Consider the following 23128-nt stretch of genomic DNA (forward strand, 5'->3'; position numbering starts at 1 on the left):
AGCGTGCTCTCGTGCTGGGAGAATTTTCCACGGAAAATTCTGGTCCCCGACCGCCCCGCCCGGGGGCGGTCCGTCAGGTCCGTCAGCCTGGCCGGTCCGTCAGGTGCCGGGCCAGGTCGTTCACCAGGGCGTCGAGCCAGGAGCGCACGGTGTCCGGGTCGAACAGGTCGGCGTCGTACTCGGCCAGGCCCGCGTAGCCGTCCGCGTCCGGGGTGAGGACCAGCAGGAGGTCGGAGCGGGCCGAGGGGCCCGGCACGTCCTCGACCTCGGCGGTCAGGCCGGGGAGGTCGAGGACGGCGGGCGGGGTGCTCTGCACGGTGAGCAGGACCTGCGGGTACGCGTCGGGCAGCCGGACGCCGCGTTCGCGCAGCGGTTCGACCAGCAGGCCGAAGGGGACGGTGGCGTGGTCGAGGGCGGTGGCGATCGCCGTCGCGGCCGTGTCGACCGATTCCCCGAACCCGCCCGGGGAGCGGGTGGGCAGCCGGATCGGGAGGCCGAAGGTGAGCAGGCCGACGACCCGTTCGTCGGCCGGCCGGGTGCGGTTGGCGTGGGAGAGCACCACCAGGGTCTCGGACGCCCCGCTCAGCTCGCCCAGCAGCCGCGCGAAGGCGGCGAGCAGGACGGCCGAGGCGGTGGTGGAGCGGGCGGCGGCGTAGCGGCCCACCGCCTCGGCCAGTGCCGCGGGGAGGCGGAAGGCGGCCGTGGCACCCCGCCCGGAGCGCTGTGCGGGGCGGGGCCGGGCGGTGGGCAGCTCCGCCGCCGACGCGACGCCGTCCAGGGTCTTGGCCCAGTGGTCGGCGGCCGCGGCGACGGCGGCGCGGGTGACCACGGTCCGCTCCCAGCAGGCGTGGTCGGTCATCCGGCCCGGGTCCTCCGGCAGCCGCCCGTCCGGGCCGTACAGCGCGCCCAGGTCGGCCAGCAGGGTGGCCAACGACCATCCGTCGACCGCGATGTGATGGAGCGTCAGCAGCAGCACCCACGCGTCGTCGGCGGGCCGCAGCAGCCGGGCGCGCAGCAGCGGGGCCGTGGCCAGGTCGAAGGGGCGGTCGCTCTCGGCCCGGGCGGCCTCGGCGAGCGCCACATCCCGCGCCCCGGGCGTGAGCGCGCGCAGGTCGGCGACCGGGAGCTGTACCGGGGCGTTCGGCAGCACCTGTTGGAGCAGGCCCAGGTCGGTGTCCCGGTAGCTGGTGCGCAGGCTCTCGTGGCGCCCGGTCAGCGCCGTCAGCGCGGCGGCCAGCCGCTCGGGCTCCAGCGGCCCGCGCAGGGCGATCCGCTGGGTGATGTTCCACACCGCCGGGTCCGCCGCCCGGGCGTGCGCCCGGTGCATCCGGCGCTGCGCCACCCCGGCGGGTGCGGCGGCGAGGGCCGTGCCGGAGCCGGTCAGGGTGGCCAGCAGCTGTTCCCGGTGGGCCCGGACGAGCCCGGTGGCCTCCTCGTCGAGCGCGCCGGGCGGGGCCAGGTAGCCGAGCCGGTCGCCGGTGGTGCGCAGGACGATCTCGCGCTCGTCGAGCAGCCGGACGAGCCGGTGCCAGCCATCGTCGATAGCGGTCACAGCGTGCCCTCCTCGTAGGCCGGGGCCTGGCGGTCCTCGGTCTGCGGCTGCTGGGCGGCCATCGCGCGGATGGTCGGGCGGCGGAAGAAGTCCAGGACGCCGGTCCGGATCCCGGTGGCCTCGCGGACCCGGTTCAGCAGCCGGGTGGCGGCCAGCGAGTGCCCGCCGAGGTCGAAGAAGGAGGTCTCCACGCCTGCGGGGCGGCCGAGTTCCTCCTCCCACAGCCGTTGCACGGTGCGTTCCAGTTCGGTGGCCGGGGCGACGGCGGCCCGGCCCGCGCCCAGCGGCAGCGGCTCCGGCAGAGCAGCCACGTCGAGCTTGCCGTGCGCGGTGAAGGGCAGCGCCGCCACTGCGGCCCAGAGCCCCGGCACCATATGCTCGGGGAGCAGGTCGGCCAGGTGGTCGCGGACCCTGGGCAGTTCGGCGGCGGCGCACTGCACGTACCCGGCCAGCATGGTGCCCGTCCCGGTGCGGCGGGCCGTCACGGCCGCGCCGCGCACGCCCGGGACGGAGCGCAGCACGGTCTCGACCTCGCCCGGCTCGATCCGGTAGCCGCGCACCTTGACCTGGCGGTCGGCGCGGCCGAGGTACTCCAGGGTGCCGTCCGGCCGCCAGCGGCCGAGGTCGCCGGTGCGGTAGCGGCGACCCTCCGGGGTGTCGGTGAAGGCGGCGGCGCTCTCCTGCTCCCGGCCGGGGTAGCCGAGCCCGACCTGGACGCCGAGCGCGTGGATCTCGCCGACCGCCCCGGGCGGGACGGGGCGCCCGGCGGCGTCCAGCAGCAGGATGCGGGTGCCCGGCACCGGGCGGCCGATCGGCACGTGGTCCGGCCCGTCCGGGGCGACCTCGCCGGCCGTGACGGCGTGGGTCTCGGTGGGGCCGTAGTGGTTGATCAGCCGGCAGCCGGGGTTGCGGGCGAGGAATGCCCGCAGCCCGGGGGTGAGCAGCAACTGCTCGCCGCCCGTGATCAGTTCGCGCAGGTGGGGCACCGGTTCGTCGCCGAGGGCGTCGACCAGTGCAGCCAGCGGGGTGTACGGCAGGTGCAGCCGCTCGGCCCGGGTGGCGCGGACCACGGCGGCCAGCGCCGTCACGTCGTAGCGGGTCTCCTCCTCGATCAGCAGCAGGGTGCCGCCGCCGGCCAGCGTGGTCAGCACCTCCTGGACGCTGACGTCGAACCCGCAGGAGGCGTACTGCAGGGTGCGGGCGGCCGGGTGCTCGGCGACGTTCCAGGCCAGCAGCGCGGACAGGCCGAGGGTGTGCATCAGCACGCCCTTGGGGCGGCCGGTGGAGCCGGAGGTGTACAGCAGGTACGCGGGGGCCTGCGCGGAGGGGGTGGGCAGCGGCGGCAGTTCCGCGGCGGCCACAGCGTCGGCCTCGGCATCGGTGTCCGTCAGGACCGTCGGCAGGGACAGGCCCATCAGGTCCGTGTCCGAGGCGGTGAGCAGCACGGCCGGCGCACTGTCCGCGGCGATCAGCCGGCAGCGCTCCGGGCCCTGCAACGGGTCGATCGGCACGTGGACGGCGCCGAGGCGCAGCACGGCCAGCAGCGCGGCCACCTGGTCCAGCGAGCGCGGCAGCAGCACGCCCACCCGGCTGCCCTCCCGCACCCCGGCGGCCAGCAGCCGGCCGGCCAGTTCGCCGGCCCGGGCGTGCAGCGTCCGGTAGTCGGTCCCGGTGCCGTCGGCGGCGACCACCGCGAGGGCGTCCGGACGGGCGGCCGCGACGGCGGCCACCGCCGCCAGCGGGTGCGCGGGCGCCGGCTGCGCCTCGGGCCCGCATTCCAGGGCGGGGTCGGCAGGGGCGGCCGTCAGCTCGGCGAGCGGGCGGGCCGGGTCGGCGACGGCGGCGGTGAGCAGCCGCTCGAAGGCGTCGAACAGCCGGTCCACCGTGGCCCGGTCGAACAGGGCCTCGGCGTACTCGACGTGGCAGCGGATGCCGTCCGGCAGGTTGGTGAGGAAGAGCGACAGGTCGAAGGCGGAGCGGTCCACCACGTGGTCCAGCGGGCGGGCCGTCACCCCGGGCAGGTCCAGTTCGAAGACGGCGTGGTTCTCGAACTCGACGAGGACCTGGAAGAGCGGGTTGCGGCTGGTGTCCCGCTGCGGGTTCAGCTCCTGGACCAGGACCTCGAAGGGCAGCTGCTGGTGCTCGTAGGCGTCCAGTGCGCTGGAGCGGACCCGGTCCAGCGCCTCGGCGAAGTCCGGCTCCCCGGACAGGTCCAGCCGCAGCGCCAGCGTGTTGACGAAGAAGCCGACCAGGTCCTCGGTGCCCTCGGTCCGGTTGGCCACCGGGGTGCCCAGCACGACTTCGTCCTGGCCGCCGTAGCGCTGCAGCACCCCGGCGAAGGCGGTGAGCAGCACCATGAACAGGGTCGAGCGGCGGCTGCGGGCCAAGTCCCGCAGGCCGTCGGAGAGTTCGGCGGGCAGTTGACGGACGTGGGAGCGGCCCCGGCCGTCCGGCACCGCCGGGCGCGGCCGGTCGGTCGGCAGGGCCAGCACCGGCAGGTCGCCGCCGAGCACCTTGCGCCAGTACGCGAGGCTCTCGTCGTACGCCCCGGCGGCCACCGCGGCCCGCTCCCGGACGGCTTCGGCGGCCGGGGTGGTGGTGAGCACCGGCAGCCGGGCGGGGCGCTGCTCCCGGGCGGCCCGGTACAGCTCGCCCAGTTCCCGGGTGATCACCACGGTGGACAGGGTGTCGATCACGATGTGGTGCATCGACAGCACCAGGACCTGCCGGTCGGGCCCCGTCTCCAGCAGCCGGGCCCGGAACAGCGGGCCCTCGGTCAGGTCGAAGCGGCGGGTGCCCTCGGCGGCGACCAGCGCGGCCACCGCCTCGTGCTCGGGCCCGTCGGCCGCGACCCGCTCCAGCAGCGGGCCCTCGGGCACCGGGAGCACCTGCTGGAACGGTTCGCCGTCCTGCTCGCGGAAGGCGGTGCGCAGCCCGACGTGCCGTTCGACCAGCGCGCGCAGCGCGGTGTCGAGTGCGGCCGGGTCGAGCGGGCCGTCCAGCTCGATGGCCTTGACCTCGTTGTACTGCCCGGTGTCGGGCAGCATCCGGTGCAGGAACCACATCCGCTGCTGCGCGTAGGACAGCGGGGCGCCGCGCTGGGCGGAGCGGCGCAGGGCGTCGATGTGCGGCATGCCGGAGGCCACCTGGTCGGGGGCGAGCCCGAAGTCCACGAAGCAGGCGATCTCGTCCGCGCCGGCCGCCCGCAGCTCGGCCAGCACCGACTGCACGCTCTCCGGCGTGCCGATCAGCGCGCGGGAGGCGCAGTACCGCTCGTAGGCGCGCTCCAGCACGAACTCCAGGTCCTCCTCGCGGGTGTTCTCGAAGTCCAGGGTCAGGCCGAGGCTGTTGGCCATCTGCCCGAACAGCGAGAGCGAGGAGCGCAGGTAGTGGCAGAACGGGCGGTACGCCTGCTCGCGGGCGGTGGCGAGGTCGGCGCCCAGGTAGGTGTGGACGAGCACGACCACCCGGCCGGCCTCCGGGTCGAGGCCGTGCTCGGCCCGGGTGCGCCGGTAGAGCGCGACGTTCTCGGCGAGCTGGGCGACGTCCTGGGTCATCAGGTTGGTGATGATGCCCAGGTCGTGCCGGGCGGCCTCGCGGAAGCTGTCCGGGTTGCCGACGATCGCGGTGAACATGGGCGGCTGCTCCTGCAGCGGGCGCGGGTGCAGGGTCACCTCGATCGGCTCCCCCTTGCCGTTGCGGCCCCGGTAGGGCTCGCCGCGCCACAGCGCCCGGACGGTGTCGATCTGCTGGTGCATCAGCTCCTTGTGGCCGCCGTAGTTCTCGGGGAAGAACAGGAAGTCGTTGGGGTGCCAGCCGCTGGCGCAGCCCAGGCCGACCCGGCCGCCGGACAGGTTGTCGACCACCGACCACTCCTCGGCCACCCGGACGGGGTGGTGCAGCGGCAGGACCGCGCAGCCCGCGTTGAGCCGGATCCGGGTGGTCTCCCGGGCCAGCGCGGCGGCCAGCACCGAGGGGTTGGGGAAGATCCCGCCGAAGGAGTGGAAGTGGCGCTCCGGCAGCCAGACGGCGTGGAAGTCGTGCCGGTCGGCGAAGCGGGCGCTCTCCAGGACGATGCGGTACTTCTCGTCCTCCGGGGAGTCCAGGGGGTAGTCGCCGAAGAAGTAGAGGCTGAAGTCGACGGGGCGCTGCGGGTCGCTGACCGGGTGGTAGGGCGTCCCGGCGGGCTCGGTGTGGCCGGTACCGGTCTGGCCGGTGCCGGTGCCGGTGGTGCCCGTGGTGCCGGTGCCTGTACGGTCGTCCGCCGCGGGCTCCGGCAGTGCGGCCGCCGGGCGCGGGGCCGGGAGCCGTACCCCGGGCGAGGCCGGGAAGAAGCCGCCGCGCCGCAGGTCGCGCAGCGAGTCGCGGACCGCGTCGGCCACGAACTCCAGGTCGCCGTCGGTGTGCGCGGTGGAGAGGAAGAAGTTGCGCCACTCCCACACGTAGACCCCGCGGGTCAGCAGTTGCGGGAAGAGCAGTTCCATGTCCGCCCGCGGCTCGAACCGGAACAGCGAGCCGAAGTGGGCCAGCCGCAGCGGGAACTCCTCCTCCTCGAAGAACCCGTTGAGGGTCGCGGCCAGCTCGTCGGTGCGGGCGTTCAGCCGCTCCTGCAAGCCGGGGCCGGACGCCTTGAGGTGGCGCAGCACGGCGCCCGCGGCGGTCATCGCCAGCGGGTGCTGGATGTAGGTGCCGCCGAAGAAGGTGGTGTCCTTGGGCGGGTAGCTGTCGTCCCCGTAGTCCCAGTGGCCGCCGTCGATCCCGTCCAGGATGTCGGCGCGCCCGGCGATCGCGCCGATCGGGTAGCCGCCGCCGAGCACCTTGCCGTAGGTGGAGACGTCCGGGGTCACGCCCCAGAAGCCCTCGGCGCCGCGCAGGTGCGGCCGGAAGCCGGTGAGCATCTGGTCGAAGACCAGCACGATGCCGCGGCGGGCGGTCAGTTCGCGCAGCGCGCGGACGAACTCGACCGGCTGGCGCCCCGGGTGGCGGCTCTGGACGGGTTCGACCAGCACGGCGGCGATCCGGTCGCCGAGTTCCTCGATCACCTGGAGGCTCTCCGGATCGCCGTACCGCAGCACCACGAGGTCGGCGACCGCGCTGCCGGGGATGCCGATCGACACCGGGACGGTCTCCCGGTCGGCGCCGCGGCCCACGGTCCGGCCCAGGGTGTGGTCGAAGTGGCCGTGGTAGGAGCCCTCGAACATGACGATCTTGTCCCGGCCGGTGTACGCGCGGGCCAGCCGGATCGCCCCGGCGTTCGCCTCGGTGCCGGAGTTGGCGAACGCGACCCGCTCGGTGCCGGTCAGCTCCGCCAGCAGTTCGGCGGCCTCGCCGGTCTCCGGGCCGCGCGGGCCCAGCCGCAGTCCGCCGGCCAGGTGCTCGCGGACGGCGTCGGAGACGAACTCCGGGTCGTGGCCGAACAGCAGGACGCCGAAGCCCATGGTGATGTCGACGTACGTGTTGCCGTCGAGGTCCTCCAGGCGGGAGCCCCGGGCCCGGCGGGCGGCGAGCGGGTAGAGCATCTCCTTGGTCGCGGAGCGGAAGCCGACCACGGCGCGGCTGTCCGCGAGGGTGCGCCGGTGGCGGCGGGTGACCGCCTTGGAGGCGGCGGTCCGGGCCGTGAAGCGGGCGACCAGCTCGTCCACGTGGGCGCGCTGCTGCTCGGTCAGGCCGCCGGAGGCCATGCCGGACTCCCGGGAGACGGTCACCCGGGGGCCGTGTACCTGCGGGGCGGGCGGGGTGGCCGGCGCGGGGGCGGGTGCGGCGGCGACCGGGGTGACGGCGGCTGGGGTGACGGCGGGTGCGGCGGCCGGTGGCAGGGCTACGGGGGCGGCAGCCCCGGGGAGCGCGGGCGGCGCCACCCCGGTCCCGGCCAGCAGGCCGAGCTGGTCGCGCATCAGGTCGGAGAACTGACCGAGCAGGGCGAGCTGGCGCTCGATCAGGCCGGTGCCGTCGGCCACCGGGGCGAGCGCGGACGGCGACGCGGGCACGGACGGGACGGGCGGAGCGGGCGGGACGGGCGGGACGGGCGGAGCGAGGTGGACGGGCGGCGCGATCGCCTGGGGCGAGGGTGCGGGAGCCGGTATCGGTGCCGCTTCCGGGGCGGAAGCAGGGGCGGCGGCAGGGACCGGTGCCGGAGCCGCCGCCGGCTCGGGTGCGGCGGCCGGCAGCAGCGCGTCCCGGACGGCGGGCTCCAGCCGGCCGGCGATCAGCCCGGCCAGCCGGGCCGGGGTGTCCGCCACCTCGAACAGTTCGCGCATCGAGACCCGTACCCGGAAGGTCCGCTCCAGGTCCCGGATCATGTTGATCATCGAGAGCGAGTCGGCGCCGAGGTCGAAGAAGGGCTCGTCGGCTCCGACCGACCCCTCGTCGTGGCCGAGCTGGCGGGCCGTCTGCTCCAGCACCTGGCGCAGCACGGCCTCCTCGGCCAGTTGCTCGGGGCTCGCTGCGGGCACCGATACGGGCGTCACTGCGACGGGCGCCGGGCCGGGCGCCGACGCGGCCTCGGGTATGGCCGACGGCGGAACGGGCTGCTGGGGCGGCGGTGCCTGGTGCATGGCGGAGTCCTCGGTGGTCGGCCGGTCGGGGGCGGTGAACCAGTGGCGGCGGCGCTGGAAGACGGTGGTCGGCAGGGGCACGCGGCGGGCCGGGCCGTCCGGCCAGTCGCGGGCGGCGGCGAAGCGCGCCCAGTCGAGCGGGACGCCGTGGGACCACAACGCGGCGGCCGCGACGCCGAACTGCCGCTCCGGCGGTGCGCCGCGCCGGGCGCCGGCCACGAAGTCGCGGTGCGGCAGCTCCCGGCGGCCCATGCCGGTGAGCGTCGGGTGCGGGCCGAGCTCAAGGAAGAGCTCGTGGCCCTGCCCGTCCAGGGCGGCCAGGACCAGGTCGAAGCGCGCGGTCTCCCGGGTCTGCCGGACGAAGTAGTCGGGCGTGGGCACGGTGCCGGGGGCCAGCACCTCGCCGCCCAGGTTGCTCACCAGCGGTACGGTCAGCGGCCGCAGGCGCAGCCGGGCGAGCTGCTCACGGAACGGGTCGAGCACCGGGTCGAGCAGGCGGGAGTGGAAGGCCCGGTCGGTGGCGAGCCGTTCGGTGGTCACGCCGTCGGCGGCCAGCACGGCCTCGGCTGCCGCGATCTCGCGCGGCGCTCCGGCCAGCACGCACTGGCCGGCGCCGTTGACCACGGCCAGCTCCACCCCGGGCAGCCAGTCGCCGAGTGCGGCGAGCCGCTGCGGGCCGGCCATCACCGCCGTCATGGCGCCGGGCTCGGTCGCCCGGTGCATCAGCCGTCCGCGCACCGCGGTGAGGAACATCCCGTCGGCGAGGTCGAGCGCGCCCGCCGCGTGGAAGGCCGCGTACTCGCCGGCGCTGTGCCCGGCGACCGCGGCCGGACGGAGCCCGAGCTCCTGCCAGAGCCGCAGGTAGGCCGCTTGCAGGGCGAACAGCGCGGGCTGCGCCGCCTCGGTGGTCCAGGCGTCGTCGGCGCCCTCGGGCACGGCGTCGAGCAGCAGCGGCAGCAGCGGCTCGCCCCAGGCGTCGCGGTGCAGCCGGTCGCACTCGTCCAGCACGGCCCGGAAGACCGGGAAGGCGCGGTGGAGTTCGGCGGCCATGCCCCGGTACTGGGCGCCCTGGCCGGTGAACAGCAGCACCGGCTGCACGTCGCCGCGCCGGGCCTCGCGGTGGACGGGTACAGCGCCGGAGGTGCGACCCGCAACGGGTGCGGCGCCGGAGGCGCGGCCCGCAACCGGTACGGCGCCGGAGGCGCGGCCCGCCAAGTGGGCCTCCAGGCCCCGGCGCAGCTCGTCGGGGTCGGCGCCGGTGACGGCGAGGCGGTGGCGCAGCGCGCGGCGGCCGCCGCCGAGGGTGAGCGGCAGGTCGCCGGGGGCGGGGGCGGGCCCGGTGGCCAGCCGGTCGCGGAGCAGGCCGGCCAGGGCGGTCAGGCCCTGCTCGGTGCGGGCGGACAGCGGCAGCACGGTCGGGGCGGGGCGCGGGTCGGCGATGCCGGGCACGGCTGGCGCCTCCTCCAGCACCAGGTGGGCGTTGGTGCCGCCGACGCCCAGCGCGCTGACCCCGGCCCGGCGCGGGGTGGGGCCGGCCGGCCAGTCCCGGCGCTCGGCGGAGAGCCGGAACGGGCTTCCGTCCAGTTCCAGCGCAGGGTTGGGGCGGCTGAAGTTGACCAGCGGCGGGATCGTGCCGTGCCGCAGCACCAGCAGGGCCTTGATCAGCCCCGCCATTCCCGCGCAGGTGTCCAGGTGGCCGATGTTGGGCTTCACCGAGCCGAGCGAGCAGAAGTCGGCGGCCTCGGTGCGGGCGCGGAACGCCTGGGCCAGCGCCCGGAACTCGATCGGGTCGCCGAGCGGAGTGCCGGTGCCGTGCGCCTCGATGTAGCCGACGCTCTCGGCCGGCACCCCGGCCAGGTCCAGGGCCCGGCCGACCACGGCCGCCTGCCCGTCCACGCTGGGCGCGGTGTAGCCGACCTTGAGCCCGCCGTCGTTGTTGACGGCCGAGCCGAGGATCACGCCGTGCACGGTGTCGCCGTCCGCCAGCGCCCGGTCCAGGCGCTTGAGCAGGACGGCCGCGACGCCGTTGCCGCCGACCGTGCCGCCGGCCGCCGCGTCGAAGGCCCGGCAGGCACCGTCCGGGGAGAGGATCGACCCCTCCTCGTAGCGGTATCCGGCGGCCTGCGGGGTGTGCAGGGCGGCGGCCCCGGCCAGCGCCAGGTCGCAGTCGCCCGCCAGCAGCGACTGCACCGCGAGGTGGACCGCGACCAGCGAGGTGGAGCAGGCGGTCTGCACGCCGATCGCCGGCCCGGTCAGGCCCAGCCGGTAGGCGACCCTGGTGGCGGCGAAGTCGGCCTGGTTGCCGATCGCGGTCTGCAGCGCGGCCACCGGCTCGGCCGGGTCGGCGGTGGCGGCCAGGGTGTGCTGGTAGTAGTTGCGCAGCGCGTACAGGGTCATGCCGGTGCCGGCGAAGACCCCGACCCGGCGGCGCGGGTCCGGGGCGTCGTAGCCGCCGTCCTCCAGGGCCTGCCGGCAGATCTCCAGCAGCAGGCGCTGCTGGGGGTCCATCAGCGCCGCCTCGGTGCCGCTGATGCCGAAGGCCTCGGCGTCGAAGTGGTCGGTGTCGGGCAGCGCGCCGGTCACCGGGACGAAGTCGGGGTGGCGGTACTCCGCCGGGCGCAGGCCGGCCGCCGCCAGTTCGTCCTCGGTGAAGCGGGTGGTGCTGCGGACGCCGTCGACGATGTTGCGCCAGTACTGCTCGGGGGTGTCGGCGCCGGGGAACCGCAGGGCCAGGCCGACGATGGCCACCCGGCGGTCGCCGCCGTCCGGGCCGCCGTCCCGGCCGTCGGGCGCGGCGGTGGCGGCCGTGGCTGCGGTGGACGCGGTGGGCGCTTCGGTCAGGTGCGCGATCAGGGCGTCCACGGTGGGGTGCCGGAACAGCTCGGTGGGTGCCGGGGGCACCGGCAGGACGGCACCGAGCGCGCCGTGCACCCGCATCAACTGGAGCGATCCGATGCCGAGTTCGGCGAGCGGGCGGCCAGGGTCGAGCGGGGTGTCGAGGACGGCCTCGAAGGCGTCCAGGACGGCCCGGCGCAGCTCGGCGGTGGCAGGGGTGGCGGGGCTGGCGGGCCCGGTGGCGGCGGACGGTACGGCTGCGGGCGGCTCGGTGGCCCGCTGCGGGGCCCGCTCGTCGGCCGGCCGTGCGGCAGGCGCTTCGCGGACCGGTCGCGGTGCGGTGGCCAGCAGGCGGCGGCGCGCGGCGGGGGCGCTCGGGTCGGGCCCGGCGTACCAGCGTCCCGGGGCGGCGGCCAGCAGCAGCGAGGCGAGTCGGCGGCCGTGCGCGGCGCTCAGCACGGCGATGCCCCGGTCGGCGGCGGCCTGCTCGTGGTCGGTGGCGCGGTTCATGCCGACCCCGCTCCACAGGCCCCAGGAGATCGTCCAGGCCGGGGCCCCGGTCTCCCGGTGCAGCCGTTCGACGGCGCTCTCCAGGTAGCGGTTGGCGGCGGCGTACGCCGTGGAGCCGACGGCCTCCTGGAAGCCGACCATCGAGGAGAAGCCGACGAACTGGGCACCGGGCCGCTTCCGGACCAGCTCGACGAGGTGGTCCGTGCCGGTCGTCTTGGCGCGCACCGCCTCGCGCCAGCCGTCGGGGCCGGTGTCGGCGAGCAGTGCGAGCCGGTAGCTGCCGGCCAGGTGGAGCACGCCGTCCAGCGGCGCCTGCCAGTCCCGTTCGGCCTCGGCGACCACCGCCGCCAGCTGCTCGGGGTCCGTCACGTCGGCGCGGCGGTAGTCGACCCGGCCGCCGTAGGAGGACAGCCGGTGCAGCGCGGCGCGGCGCTCGGCCGCCTCGGCGGTCGGCGCGTCCAGGTCGGTGCGGCCGATCACGAGCAGCCGGGAGCCGTGGTCGCGCAACAGGCCGGGCAGCAGTTCGGCAGCGATCCCGCCGAGGCCGCCGGTGACCAGGTAGTGGGCGCCCGGGGTGAGCAGTGAGCAGCCCTCGGTTGCGGTCCCGGCGTCGAGGTCGGGGTCGGCGTCGGGCCCGCTTACGGTCTCGGCCGGTCCCAGCCGGGGCACCCACGGGCGGCCCTCGCGCCAGGCGCACTCCGGCTCCGGCCGGGGCTCGGCCAGCAGGGCGAGCAGCGCGGCGGCCTGCTCGGCGGCCGGTGCGCCCGCCGGCAGGTCGATGTGCCGGGCGGCCGGCACCAGTTGCTCGGCCCGGGCTCCGGCGGTCAGCGCGGCCTTCAACTCCGAGCTCGGGTCCGGGAGTTCACCGGGCAGCACGGCATGCAGCCCGGCGCTGACGGTGACCAGCTCGCCGATCGGCGGCCGGCCGGCCAGGGCCCGCAGCAGGGCGAGCAGCGCTTCGTCCCGCGCCGCCGCGTCCGAGGGCCGCGGCGCGTCCTCGGGCCGCGCGCCCCACAGGTGCACCACCCGCGCGGGGCGCTCCTCGCCGAGCGCCCGCAGCCACTCCCCCGGGTCGGTGGTCGGCGGCCGGTCCACCACCACGGCCTGCGGCAGGGCGGCGCGCAGCGCCTCGGCGAGGGTGCCGGGGCCGGCGGGGCCGAGCAGCAGGGTCGGCCCCTGCGGAGCCCCGTCGACCGGGACCGTTCCGGCCGCCGGGGCCTCCGGCACCGGGCGGGGTTCCCAGGCGAGTCGGCGCACGCAGTCCGGCAGGGTCCGGGAGTTGGCCTCCGCCAGGTCCAGGGCCACGATGTGCTCGTCGAGTTCGCCGTCGAGCAGCCGTCGGCGCAGCGCGGTGCGCTGGATCTTGCCGCTGGTGGTGCGCGGGAACTCCGACGGCGGCACCGGCAGCACCAGGGCGGGGGCGGGCTGCCTGCGGGCGGCCAGCAGTCGCCGGACCTCGGCGGCCACGGGCGGTGCGGGGGCGTCCTGGTCGTTCGGCACGTAGACGACCACCAGTTGCTCGGTGCCGGTGCGGTCGTCCGGGACCCCGAAGGCGGCGACGTGCCCGGAGCGCACCCCCGCCACCGAGGCCACCACGTCCTCCAGCTCGTGGCAGAAGTAGTGCACCCCGTTGACGATGATGATCTCCTTGCGACGGCCGGTGAGCACCACCTCCCCGTCGGCCAGGAAGGCCAGGTCTCCGGTGTCGAACCAGCCGTCGCCGACGAAGGACTCCCGGTCGGCGGCCGGGTTGTTCAGGTAACCGGGGGTCACCCGGCCGGAATTGACCTGGAGCCGGCCGACCCAGTGCTCGGGCAGGGCCCGGCCGTCCTCGCCCGCCACCCGCATCCGGGTGCCGGGCGCGGGACGCCCCATGCTGAGGAAGCCGGTGCCGCGCTCGTGCGAGGCCGGGTCGGCGGGCTCCAGCCGGCCGGTCAGCGAGTCGGTGCGCACCAGGCGGCGGGCGCCGTCCTCGTGGTAGCGCTTGTAGGTGATCACTGTGCAGGTCTCGGCCATGCCCCAGCCGAGCAGGACGTGGTCCGCGCGAACGCCGAACGGCCCGGTGGCGGCCAGGAATTCGTCCAGCACTGCTTCGGTGCACTGCTCCCCGGCGTTGATCAGCGACTTGAGCGCGGAGAGGTCCCAGTGCCGGCCGGGACCGGCGGCCCGGACCGCCTCGGCGACCAGCCGGAAGCCGAAGTTGGGCGACCAGGAGTGCGCGCCCCGGTAGCGCTCCAGCGTGTCCAGCCAGACCAGCGGGTCGGCGAGCACCAGTTCGGTGGGCACCTGCACCTGGTCGGCGGCCAGCGCCACGTCCCGCAGGTGGAACATCAGCAGCCCGGCGACGTGGTCCAGCGGCAGCCAGTTGACGGTGACGTCCTCGGGCGAGCTGCCCTGGGAGGCGGCGCCGGCCACGTACTCCAGGATGCCGCAGTGGGTGATCTGCACCGCCTTGGACCGGCCGGTGCTGCCGGAGGACAGCTGGAGGATCGCGACGTCGCCGGGGTCCGGGGCGTGCTCGGCGCCTGGCGCGCCGATGGTGCCGGTGTCGGGCACGCCGATGGTGTCGGGCGCGGCGCCGGTGTCGGTGGCGGCACCGGTATCGGCGGGCCGGTGGTCGACCGCGATGACCCGCAGGCCGGGCGCCGGGTAGAACTCCCCGAGCCGCGCCAGGCCCGCCACCGCCGGGCCGCAGGCGAGCACCGGCGGCTCCTCCAGGGTCTGCCAGGCGTGCCAGAGCTTCTCCAGTACGGGGTTGCGCTCGTCGTAGGCCGGCGGGCGGGCCACCGTGACCGGCTGCACACCGCCCAGCAGGCAGGCCCACAGGGTGGGGAAGTAGCGCTCCGGGTCGGGGACTTGGAGGATCACCCGGTCGCCCGCCCGCAGTCCGGCGGAGGTCAGCAGGGCGAGGGTCTCCCGGGCCTGCTCCAGCAGTCGGCGGTAGGTGAGCCGGGTCGCCCCGCCGTCGGCCCGGACCAGGTGCAGGCCGCGCCCGGGGTGCCGCTCGGCGGCGCGCAGCAGCGCCTCGGGCAGCGTCCGGGGCGCGTCCGGCACCGGGTCGGGCAGCGGGGCGCCGACCGCCTCCGCCCCGGTGCCCTCGGGGGCGGCCGTCGGGCCGTCCGGGGCGGGGCCCGCCGCCGTCCCGGCGTCTCCGAACGGCCGCCAGTGCGCGGTGAGTTCGCGCAGGTGGCGCAGGGCGGGCCCGGGCTCGGCGGGCGGCCGGGCGGCGGCGGCCGCCAGTGCGGCGCGGTCGGGCTCGCCCTGCGGGGTGCGGACGATGCCGTCCAGGAGGTGCAGCTCGGCGCTCGGGTCGGCGTCCAGCAGGGCCGCGGCGGCCCGGCGGCGCAGCGCGGCGGTGTCGGTGTCGGCAGCGGGCACCAGGTAGGCCAGCAGCCCGCGGCGGCCGTCGGCGCGCTCGACCGGCAGCAGCGCGCAGTCGGCGACCTCGGGACGCAGCAGCAGCCGGGCCTCCAGGGCACGCAGCCGGGCGCGGTCGGGACCGGTGGAGCTCATCAGGTACGGCACCTTTCGGATCGGTGCCGGGGCGCGCGGGTACGGACCGCCCCGGGGCACGGAGGGTGAGCGGATCGGGCTGGTGCCTGCGGCGCGGTGGCGCCGGCGGATCCGGTGGCGCGGTGCTTGTGATGGGGTGCTTGTGAGGGGGTGCGTTGGGGTGACTGCGGCGGGGTGGAGGGTTCAGCGTTTGCGGGACCGGGCGACCACGACCAGGAAGCCGAGCGCCAGCACGATCGGGACGGCGTGCGAGACGCCGACCACGGTCAGCGGGCTGAGCAGCGCCAGCAGCGATCCGCTCAGCAGCATCCCGGTGCCCATGCCGACGTTCTCGGCGGAGGCCAGCAACCCGAAGGCCTGGCCGCGCCGTTCGTCGGCGAGGGCCTGGATCCGGGTGGTGTACGAGATCTCGGTGAAGCCGTCGCCGAGCCCGGCACCGATCGCCGCCAGCAGGAACAGCGGGGTCGGCAGCCCGGTGAAGACCAGGATGAAACAGCCGGACATCAGACAGGTGCCCAGGGCGAAGGCGCGCTCGCCCGGTTCGATGCCCCGGCGCAGCAGGAGCCGGGAGACCAGTTGCTGGGCGCCGAGGTTGCCGACCGCCCAGGTGGCCCAGAACATGCCCAGCAGCGCGGCCGGGTTGCCGGGAGAGTGCTGGTTGGCGAAGACCGGCAGGCTGATGTTGTGCGCGGCCGAGCCGAAGGCGTCCAGCAGCCGGATCGCCGCCATCGCGCCGACCACCGGGGCGGCCCGCAGGACGATCAGCGCCTGCCACCGGCTCCCGCGCCGCTTCGTCCCTGCGGCGTCAGCGGGATCAGCCGAATCCGTGGCAGGCTGCTCGGCGGGCTCGGCCCGGGTGCGCAGCGGCAGCCGGAACACCACCACCGCGAACACCAGGAAGCTGGACGCGTCGATGAGCAGCGCCGCGCGGAACCCGGCCCAGGCCACCACCACGCCGGCGGAGGCGAAGCCGAGCACCATGGCGGCCGAACGGCAGCTGGCCATCAGGCTGTTGGCACGAGCCCTGCGCTCGGAGCCGACCATCTCCGGGATGCTGGTCCGCAGCGCGACGGCGCACACCGCGGCCGCGCCGCCGAAGACCAGCGCGAGCGAGTAGAGCACCGGGATACGTGCCGGGACCGGCGCGAAGGCCACCACGACCAGGGCCAGCGCCTGGGCCAGCGCGCAGCCCGTCATCAGCCGCCGCCGGTCGGTCCGGGCCACCAGGCGCCCGGAGACCAGCCCGCCGACGAGGCCGCCGGCCAGTCGGATGATCAGGTACCCGGCCGTGCCGAGCGCGTTCCCGGCCGCCTCGTAGGCGAACAGGCTGAGCGCCACCAGGTCGAGCTGGCTCCCGTACGTGGACAGGGCGTCGCCCAGTGCCAGCCGGTAGAACACCCGGGGCAGCTTGTCGGTGGTCTGGTGCGGTACTTGCTGTGCAGTGTCCGGCACCGGTCCCCCAGGCACGCCGTGTCGGTCGGTTCAGTGTGACATTGCACTGCAATCTAAGGGCGACCCCGCAGCAGATCAAGACCTTGATCGCCTGCTTGTCCGAAAGATCGCAAGTTCGGCCGACCCGGAACCATCTTTCCAGCCAGACTGGCGAGTTGGCGCCGGTACGCCCTACCGCCCGACGGCCGGGCGGGGGGTGCCGGGCGGGAGACCCGCCGGTGGACGACGGAGGACAGGGAGGCGAGCCGGGCCCGGACCGCCCGAGGCGCGACCCTGCGCCGGGAGGCACCGGCCGCGGCTCCCGCCGATACTGGCTGGGGCGCCCGGGCCACGTACGGCCTGCGGGACGCAGCATGGACCACGGTCGCGGCGTCCGGCTCGACCGCCCCTTCCGGCAGGCGGTCGAAACGGTCGCCGCCGCCCTCGACCCACTGCGGGCCTGACCGGCCCGGACCCGACCGCTGGGAGGTCACCGTGAACGGTCCCGTCACCGTGAACGGTCCCGTCGCCGTGGACGGTCCCGTCGTCGCGGGCTTCGACGGTTCGCCGGAGAGCCTCGCCGCCACCGCGTGGGCCGCCCGGGAGGCGCTGCGCCGCGGGCTCGCCCTCGAACTCCTCCAGGCCTGGCCCTGGCCCAAGCGGGACTCGGTCGGCACCAACGAGGTGTACAACCGCAGCCGGGACGCCCTGGCCGCCCGCGAGGCGGAGCTGCGCGCCACGCACGCCGGCCTCCAGGTCTCCTCCCGCCAGGTCCCCGACGACCCGGCCAAGGCACTGGAGACCGCCGGCCGGACCTCCGCCGTACTCGTGCTCGGCTCCCGGGGGCTGGGGCCCGTGCGCGGCTTCCTGGTCGGCTCGGTGAGCCAGGAGGTGCTGCGCCGGGCCACCTGCCCGGTGGTGCTGGTCCGGGCCGGTGAGGGCGAGCAGGGCGCCGCCACCGACCCCGTCCTGGTGGGCGTCGACCTCGTACATCCGCCGGACGACGTCCTGGCGTTCGCCTTCGAGGCGGCCGCCCACCGCTCGGCCCCCCTGCGGATCGTCCACGTCTGGGCGCCACCGGCCGGCAGCGAGTACATGGCGTTCGACGCCATCGGAGGGCTGGAGAAGGAGCTGTCCGCCTCCGAGCGGAAGCAGTTCGCCGACGTCCTGGCCCTCTGGCTGGCCCGCTACCCCCAAGTGACCGTGACGTCCGAACTCGTCCGGGGCAACGCCGCCATCGTCCTGGTGGAAGCGTCGGAGACGGCACGGCTGGTCGTCCTCGGCCGCCACGTCCGGCGGATGCCTCTCGGCGCGCACCTCGGCCCGGTGGCACACGCCGCGATCCACCACGTCCGCTGCCCGGTCGCCGTCGTCCCGGACACCTGACCGGCCGCGGGGGTCCCCCTCACGGCCCCCGATCCGTCCAGGTGAGCGGGACCGCCGTGGAGGCGGCCTTCACGCCGGTCACAGCCCGCTGGCACCGTCGATGACGAGGAGCACCCCGATCACGGCGAGGACCACAGCGGTGACGGTGCTGTTATGGGTCTCCAACCAGGTCCTGGCCCTGCCCAGCGGAGTGAGGACACGCTCCCCCCGCGCGATGTGGAGCAGCACGGGAAGCACGACGGTGGAGACGGCGAGCGCGGTGAACACCGCCACGGCGATGACCGTACGGGGCGGACCCAGTTCGGCGGAGCCGATGGTCAGCCCTGCCGCCGCGGACAGCAGGATGGTCTTCGGGTTGGCCCCCGACAGCAGGAGACCCAGCCGCAGGGCCTTGGCCGGCGTGGCATCCGTGAGGCTCCGCATCCAGGCCGGGGTCCCTTTCTTGCCGCCGGAGAGCCACTGCCGCCCGGCGAGCAGGACGAGGACCGCGCCGAGGACGACTTTGGTCCAGGACGCCCAGGTGGGGGTCTCCTCGCGGGTCTCGATGACGGCCGCGAGTGCCGTGAACGCGGACGCCGCCACGAGGATTCCGGCCGCCCACCCGGCCAGGAAGGCTCCGGCCGTGGCCCTGGGCCGGGGAGTGAACAGCAGGAGGAGCGCCGGCACGATCGGCAACGGCGACAACGCGATGGCCAGGGCCAGCGGCGCCACCTCGCTCAGCACGACGTTCACGGACCACCTTCCTCCCGCCGCTGCACAGGGCCCGGGCGGCCTGGTCGACCTCAATTCTCCCGCCGGACGGGCTCCGCCGCCCGCAGTCCCGGGCGGGAACGGTCACCTGGCCGCACCCCGGGGCCGGCCCCGGCCGACGGATCCGCACGGAGCCGCGCGGAGCCGCGCGGAGCCGCGCGGAGCGGGCGGTCAGGCCGCCGGCCAGTTGCGCAGCAGTGCGTCGAGGGCGTCGAGGATGCGCGCCCAGGTGTCCTCGGTGCCGCGCGGGGTGTGCTGGAAGCTCCCGGCCCGTTCCAGGGCCACGTAGCCGTGGAAGGTGCTGCCGAGCAGCCGGACGGCGTCGGTCTCGTCGGGTTCCGCGAGGTCGTAGCCGCGCAGGATCGCGCGCGTCATCTGGGAGTGCCGGACGCCGGCGCTGGCGCGCGCGGTCTCGGGGTCGAGTTCGAGCTGCGCGGCGGCGTAGCGACCGGGGTGTTCGCGGGCGTAGTCGCGGTAGGCGTTGGCGAAGGCGGCCAGGGCGTCTTTGCCGGCGCGTCCGGCCAGGGCGGCGGCGACCCGGTCGGCGAGTTCCTCGAGTGCGAGCAGGGCGATCCTGGTCTTGAGGTCCTGGGAGTTCTTGACGTGCGAGTACAGGCTCGCGTCCTTGACGCCGAAGTGTCGTGCCAGCGCCGAGACCGTGACCTTGTCGAAGCCGACCTCGTCGGCCAGTTCCGCTCCCGCCCGGGCGAGTCGTTCCGCGTTCAGTCCTACGCGCGCCATGGCCTTCCCTCCGATCGACTGAGGCCATTATACATTTGCCTAATAGTCCTAGGTAATTTACGTTGACTCCTATGAAGCCGTTGACCGAGCAAGAGATCCGTGCCGCCTTCGTGAACTGCACCAAGGGCGAGGCGAAGCGACTGCACATCCCCCGCGACCTGGCCGAACAGCCCTGGGACGACCTGGACTTCCTCGGGTGGCGCGATCCGCAGGCGCCCGATCGCGCCTATCTCGCCGCCGAGTCGGACGGCCGCGTGGTGGCGGTCGCGCTGCGCTCCTCCGGTGCCGCCTCCTGGCAGGCCCGGCGCAGCATCTGTTCGCTGTGCGTGACCACCCACACCGGGGGCGTCTCGCTGCTGGTCGCGCCCCTGGCCGGGAAGGCCGGCAAGCAGGGCAACTCCGTCGGCGCCTACATGTGCAGCGACCTCGCCTGCTCGCTCTACGTGCGCGGCAAACGGGAGACCGGCACCCGGCTGCACGAGTCGCTCACCGTCGAGGAGAAGATCCGCCGCACCGCGGCCAACCTCGCTGCCTTCGTCGCCAAGGTCACCGCGTGAGCCGCGGCGGGGCCTCACCCCGGGACGTCGTCCTCGCCCCGTGCCGGCTCCTCGCATCACCGGACACCGGGCCCGCTGCGGCGGGCCCGGTGTCCGTCTGAGCCGCACCTCACCCACGCTCCGGGATCAGGACTTCCGGCAGCCGTTGCGAGCCGTCAGCGCCCCACTGCCCACGGGCCGGTGCCGGTACTACATGCAGGCACCGGGGTAGGGGTTGGGCTGGTGTCCGGTGGTGAGGGGGGTTGCGGTGGTGGCGGCCGTGTCAAGGGTGTGGAAGAGGGCGCGTGCGGCGGCGCCGGTCACGGACATCTGGGTGGCGGCGGTGAGTTCGCTGCCGGTCATGGGGTTGTGGCCGGCCTGGACGAGGGCGCTCACGCCGTCGGCGCCGAAGGCCTTGACGGTGCCTTCGAGGTCGAACACCGGGATGGTGGTGGCACCGAGGCCGGTGAGCATTCTGATGTCGTTGACGACGGTGGTGAGGTTGTCGTACGGCGGGATCCCGGCATTGCCGATGGTGACCTGTCCCGCGGTGCCGAAGTAGCGCTGGATGTCGGTGAAGTAGGACGCCACGTAGCCGGATCCCAGGTCGATCCCGAAGGCGCGGTAGGCCTGAAGGAAGTACTGGTCGTAGCCGGTCGGCGGGAACGCCGTGATGCCGAGCGCGGCCTGCAGGGCGATGCTGCCGTTGTCGAGGTCGTCCAGCGCGTAGGGCACGGGCGAGCCCGAGATCCGCATCCCGTTCTGGTGCGCCCAGGCGATGGTGTCGGCGTAGGTGTGGATCGCGCGGCACTGTGCGGCGGGGTCGAGGCTATTGGCGTTCAGCAGGGCGTTGAAGCCGGTCAGGTCCTTCTGGGTGAGGGCCTGGGCCACGGCCTGGTCGCCGGTGGGGGATTCCAGGTCGAGTACGGCCTGGGAGAACTGGAGGTCGTGGGCGAGCGACCAGACGTGGAAGTCCTCGACGGCGCTCTGGACGAGGGCGGCGTTCTGCTCGGTGTCGAAGGTGCCGTCCGACAGCGGCACGGTGATCCAGGCGCTGACCGGCACGCCGCGGGTGTTCGCCTGCTCGACCAGGGCCAGAGCGTCGGTGCGCTGGTTCTCGCCCGGCAGCGCGGGGCCGAAGTCCGAGCCGTACACGAGGTCGAGGTAGAGCGGGCTGTGGCCGGCGGCCAGGGTGTTCCACACGGTGTCGGTGAACGCGCTGAGGTCCCGCGGACAGGTCAGCGGGTCCTCCGCCAGACACGGCTGGACCTCCTGCCCCGCCCAGAACGCCACCTGCGCGGCGAGGGCCCGGCCGGCGGGTACGGCGGCGGCCCCGGCCGGCGCTGCGCCGGCGCTTGTGAACACCGAGCAGACGAGCGCACTCGCGGCAACAAAAGCGGACGCCCTGGCGGACAGTGGATTTCTCATGGGTCTTCCTGTTCGCGGTCGTTGTCGGCGACGTGCGCCGTCACCGTCGGGCAGCGACGTCGAGAGAGGCGGGGCTGGTCCGAGCGGGGCGGGCCCCTTCGCGACGGAGTCGGGGAGGGCGTCGCGAAGGACCGCTCCGGCCCCGGTGGAGGCGACCTCGGACGGGTCGGATCCCCGCGTGGCCGAAGAGGCGTCCACCGTTTTCACGTCCGGGCCGGGAGGCCCGGCCTGCCGGTGGGCGGGGCTCAGACCTCGATGAGGCCGAACCGCCCTCCGCTGCCATCGGCCAGGCAGACCAGCAGGTAGAACGGCTGGCGGTAGTGCCCGGTAGGGCCACCACACGATTCCTATCCCGACCTGGCCGCTCCCGCCCTCGCCAGGCACCTAACGGGTGACTACTCTCCGCAACATTGGATTGAACTGCCCCACGCTTCACGGAGTTCGCCATCGTGCCATCCTGAAGCCCACGGAAACCGTCCCGGCTGCGCGAACCGGCCCGACGGCTTCTCGCTCTGCGGGACACGGCGGCCGCCACGGGACGGTTGCCTGGTGTACGGGGAGGAGGAGCACGCCCGGGCCGAAGGGGTGTGGTCAGCCGGCGATGTGCTCCGGATGGGCGGCGGGGGCCGGGTCGTGGGGCAGTTCGCGGTCTCGGGTCTCGGGGAGGCAGGTGGCGGCGATGGCGGCCAGGACGTAGGCGAGCCCCGCGAAGAGGGCGATGCTCGCCGCGAGTCCGAAGCGTCCGGAGAGGTAGCCGACGAGGGCGGGGAACGCGGCGCTGACGATGCGGCCCAGATTGTAGCAGAAGCCCTGCCCGGCACCCCGGACGCGGGTGGGGTACAACTCCGCGAACAGGGCGCCCAGTCCGCCGGGGATGCCGGCCGAGAAGAACCCGAGCGGCGCGCCCGCGATGAGGGTGCCGAGATCGCCGAGTGGCAGCAGCAGGTAGGGAATGAGGGTCACGAGGCAGCACACGGCGAAGAGGACGACGTTGCGGCGGCGGCCGATCCGGTCGGAGAGCCACCCGGATGCGAGGTAGCCGAGGAACGAGCCGGCGATGAAGACGGCGAGGTGCCCGCTGCTGCTCATCACCGACAGGTGCCGGGTGGTGTGGAGGTAGGTGGGCAGGAAAGTGGTGAGGGCGTAGTAGCCGCCGTGGCTGCCGAGCCCGAGCAGGGCGCCGAACACGGTGATCCTCAGCAGGCCGGGGCGGAAGATCTCCGTCGGCGACGCCTTCTCCCGCCGCCGCTGGTCGGCCGTGGGGTCGGCGATCCCACGGCGGAGGGCGAGCACCAGCAGGGCGGGCAGCACGCCGAGCCAGAACATCGCCCGCCACGCCCAGGCCTGCGGCAGGACGGTGACCAGCACCGAGTAGGCGGCGAGGGTGAGGGCCCAGCCGACGGCCCACCCGCTCTGCACCGCCCCGAGGGCCCTGCCCCGGTACCGCGTGGTCACGTACTCGCTGATCAGCACCGCGCCCGCGGCCCACTCACCGCCGAAGCCGATGCCCTGCAGGCAGCGGAAGGCCAGCAGGGACTCGAAGCCGTTGGCGAAGCCGACGAGCGCGGTCGCCACCGCGTACCAGGCGATGGTGAAGCGCAGGACGGCCACCCGGTCCCACCGGTCGGAGGCCGCCCCGGCCAGCCAGCCGCCGAGCGCGGTGCAGACCAGGGTGACCGAGGAGGCCAACCCGCCCTGGCCGCTGGTGAGATGCCACAGCGCGGTGAGGGTCGGCAGCACCAGGCCGTAGATCTGCGCGTCGGCCCCTTCCAGCGCCCAGCCGCCGAAGGTGGCCCAGAACGCCCGTCGGCCCGCGGGCGTTGCCGAGCGGTACCACTGGCGCATGCTCGCTCCTTACCTGAGGTCCGTGCGGTGCCGGAGGGAACCAACGA

The 23128-nt window shown here is 75.1% G+C and carries 9 protein-coding genes; 2 read left to right on the forward strand and 7 right to left on the reverse strand.

Features of this window, described 5'->3' with window-relative positions; all coding sequences use genetic code 11:
- Positions 1–82 precede the first annotated feature (82 nt).
- The 3 genes from ACFWPI_RS00420 to ACFWPI_RS00430 form a co-directional block, all read right to left on the reverse strand.
- Complete coding sequence (locus tag ACFWPI_RS00420) at positions 83–1552, reverse strand: condensation domain-containing protein (RefSeq protein WP_380375753.1); 1470 nt, start codon at positions 1550–1552, stop codon at positions 83–85.
- Positions 1549–14964, reverse strand: coding sequence for a MupA/Atu3671 family FMN-dependent luciferase-like monooxygenase (locus tag ACFWPI_RS00425; RefSeq protein ID WP_380375755.1), 13416 nt, complete (start codon positions 14962–14964; stop codon positions 1549–1551). Before ACFWPI_RS00425 ends, ACFWPI_RS00420 begins: the two co-directional genes overlap by 4 nt.
- A 183-nt stretch (positions 14965–15147) precedes the next feature.
- On the reverse strand, positions 15148–16416 hold the full coding sequence (locus tag ACFWPI_RS00430) for an MFS transporter (protein ID WP_380375756.1): 1269 nt from the start codon (positions 16414–16416) through the stop codon (positions 15148–15150).
- A gap of 474 nt (positions 16417–16890) precedes the next feature.
- Between ACFWPI_RS00430 and ACFWPI_RS00435 the strand changes: the two genes are divergently transcribed.
- Positions 16891–17781 (forward strand): universal stress protein, encoded by an 891-nt coding sequence (locus ACFWPI_RS00435; protein ID WP_380375758.1) that lies wholly within the window; start codon positions 16891–16893, stop codon positions 17779–17781.
- 78 nt (positions 17782–17859) lie between these two features.
- Here the strand turns inward: ACFWPI_RS00435 and ACFWPI_RS00440 are convergent, their stop codons facing one another.
- A complete protein-coding gene (locus ACFWPI_RS00440; RefSeq protein WP_380375760.1) occupies positions 17860–18513 on the reverse strand; it encodes a GAP family protein in 654 nt (217 codons plus the stop codon).
- A 189-nt stretch (positions 18514–18702) separates the two neighbouring features.
- Positions 18703–19272 (reverse strand): TetR/AcrR family transcriptional regulator, encoded by a 570-nt coding sequence (locus ACFWPI_RS00445; protein ID WP_380375761.1) that lies wholly within the window; start codon positions 19270–19272, stop codon positions 18703–18705.
- 71 nt (positions 19273–19343) lie between these two features.
- On the opposite strand from ACFWPI_RS00445, the gene ACFWPI_RS00450 reads away from it, so the two are divergent.
- Entirely contained in the window at positions 19344–19829 is a 486-nt protein-coding gene (locus tag ACFWPI_RS00450; protein WP_063351910.1) for an FBP domain-containing protein, read from the forward strand.
- Positions 19830–20018: 189 nt separating this feature from the next.
- Here the strand turns inward: ACFWPI_RS00450 and ACFWPI_RS00455 are convergent, their stop codons facing one another.
- Together ACFWPI_RS00455 and ACFWPI_RS00460 are read right to left on the reverse strand one after the other, a co-directional pair.
- Positions 20019–21236: a hypothetical protein gene (locus ACFWPI_RS00455; RefSeq protein WP_380375763.1), complete on the reverse strand. Its 1218-nt coding sequence runs from the start codon at positions 21234–21236 to the stop codon at positions 20019–20021.
- Between the two features lie 591 nt (positions 21237–21827).
- Entirely contained in the window at positions 21828–23081 is a 1254-nt protein-coding gene (locus ACFWPI_RS00460) for an MFS transporter (RefSeq protein ID WP_380375765.1), read from the reverse strand.
- Positions 23082–23128 lie beyond the last annotated feature (47 nt).

The organism is Kitasatospora sp. NPDC058492 (genome assembly GCF_042720685.1).
Classification (GTDB): domain Bacteria; phylum Actinomycetota; class Actinomycetes; order Streptomycetales; family Streptomycetaceae; genus Kitasatospora.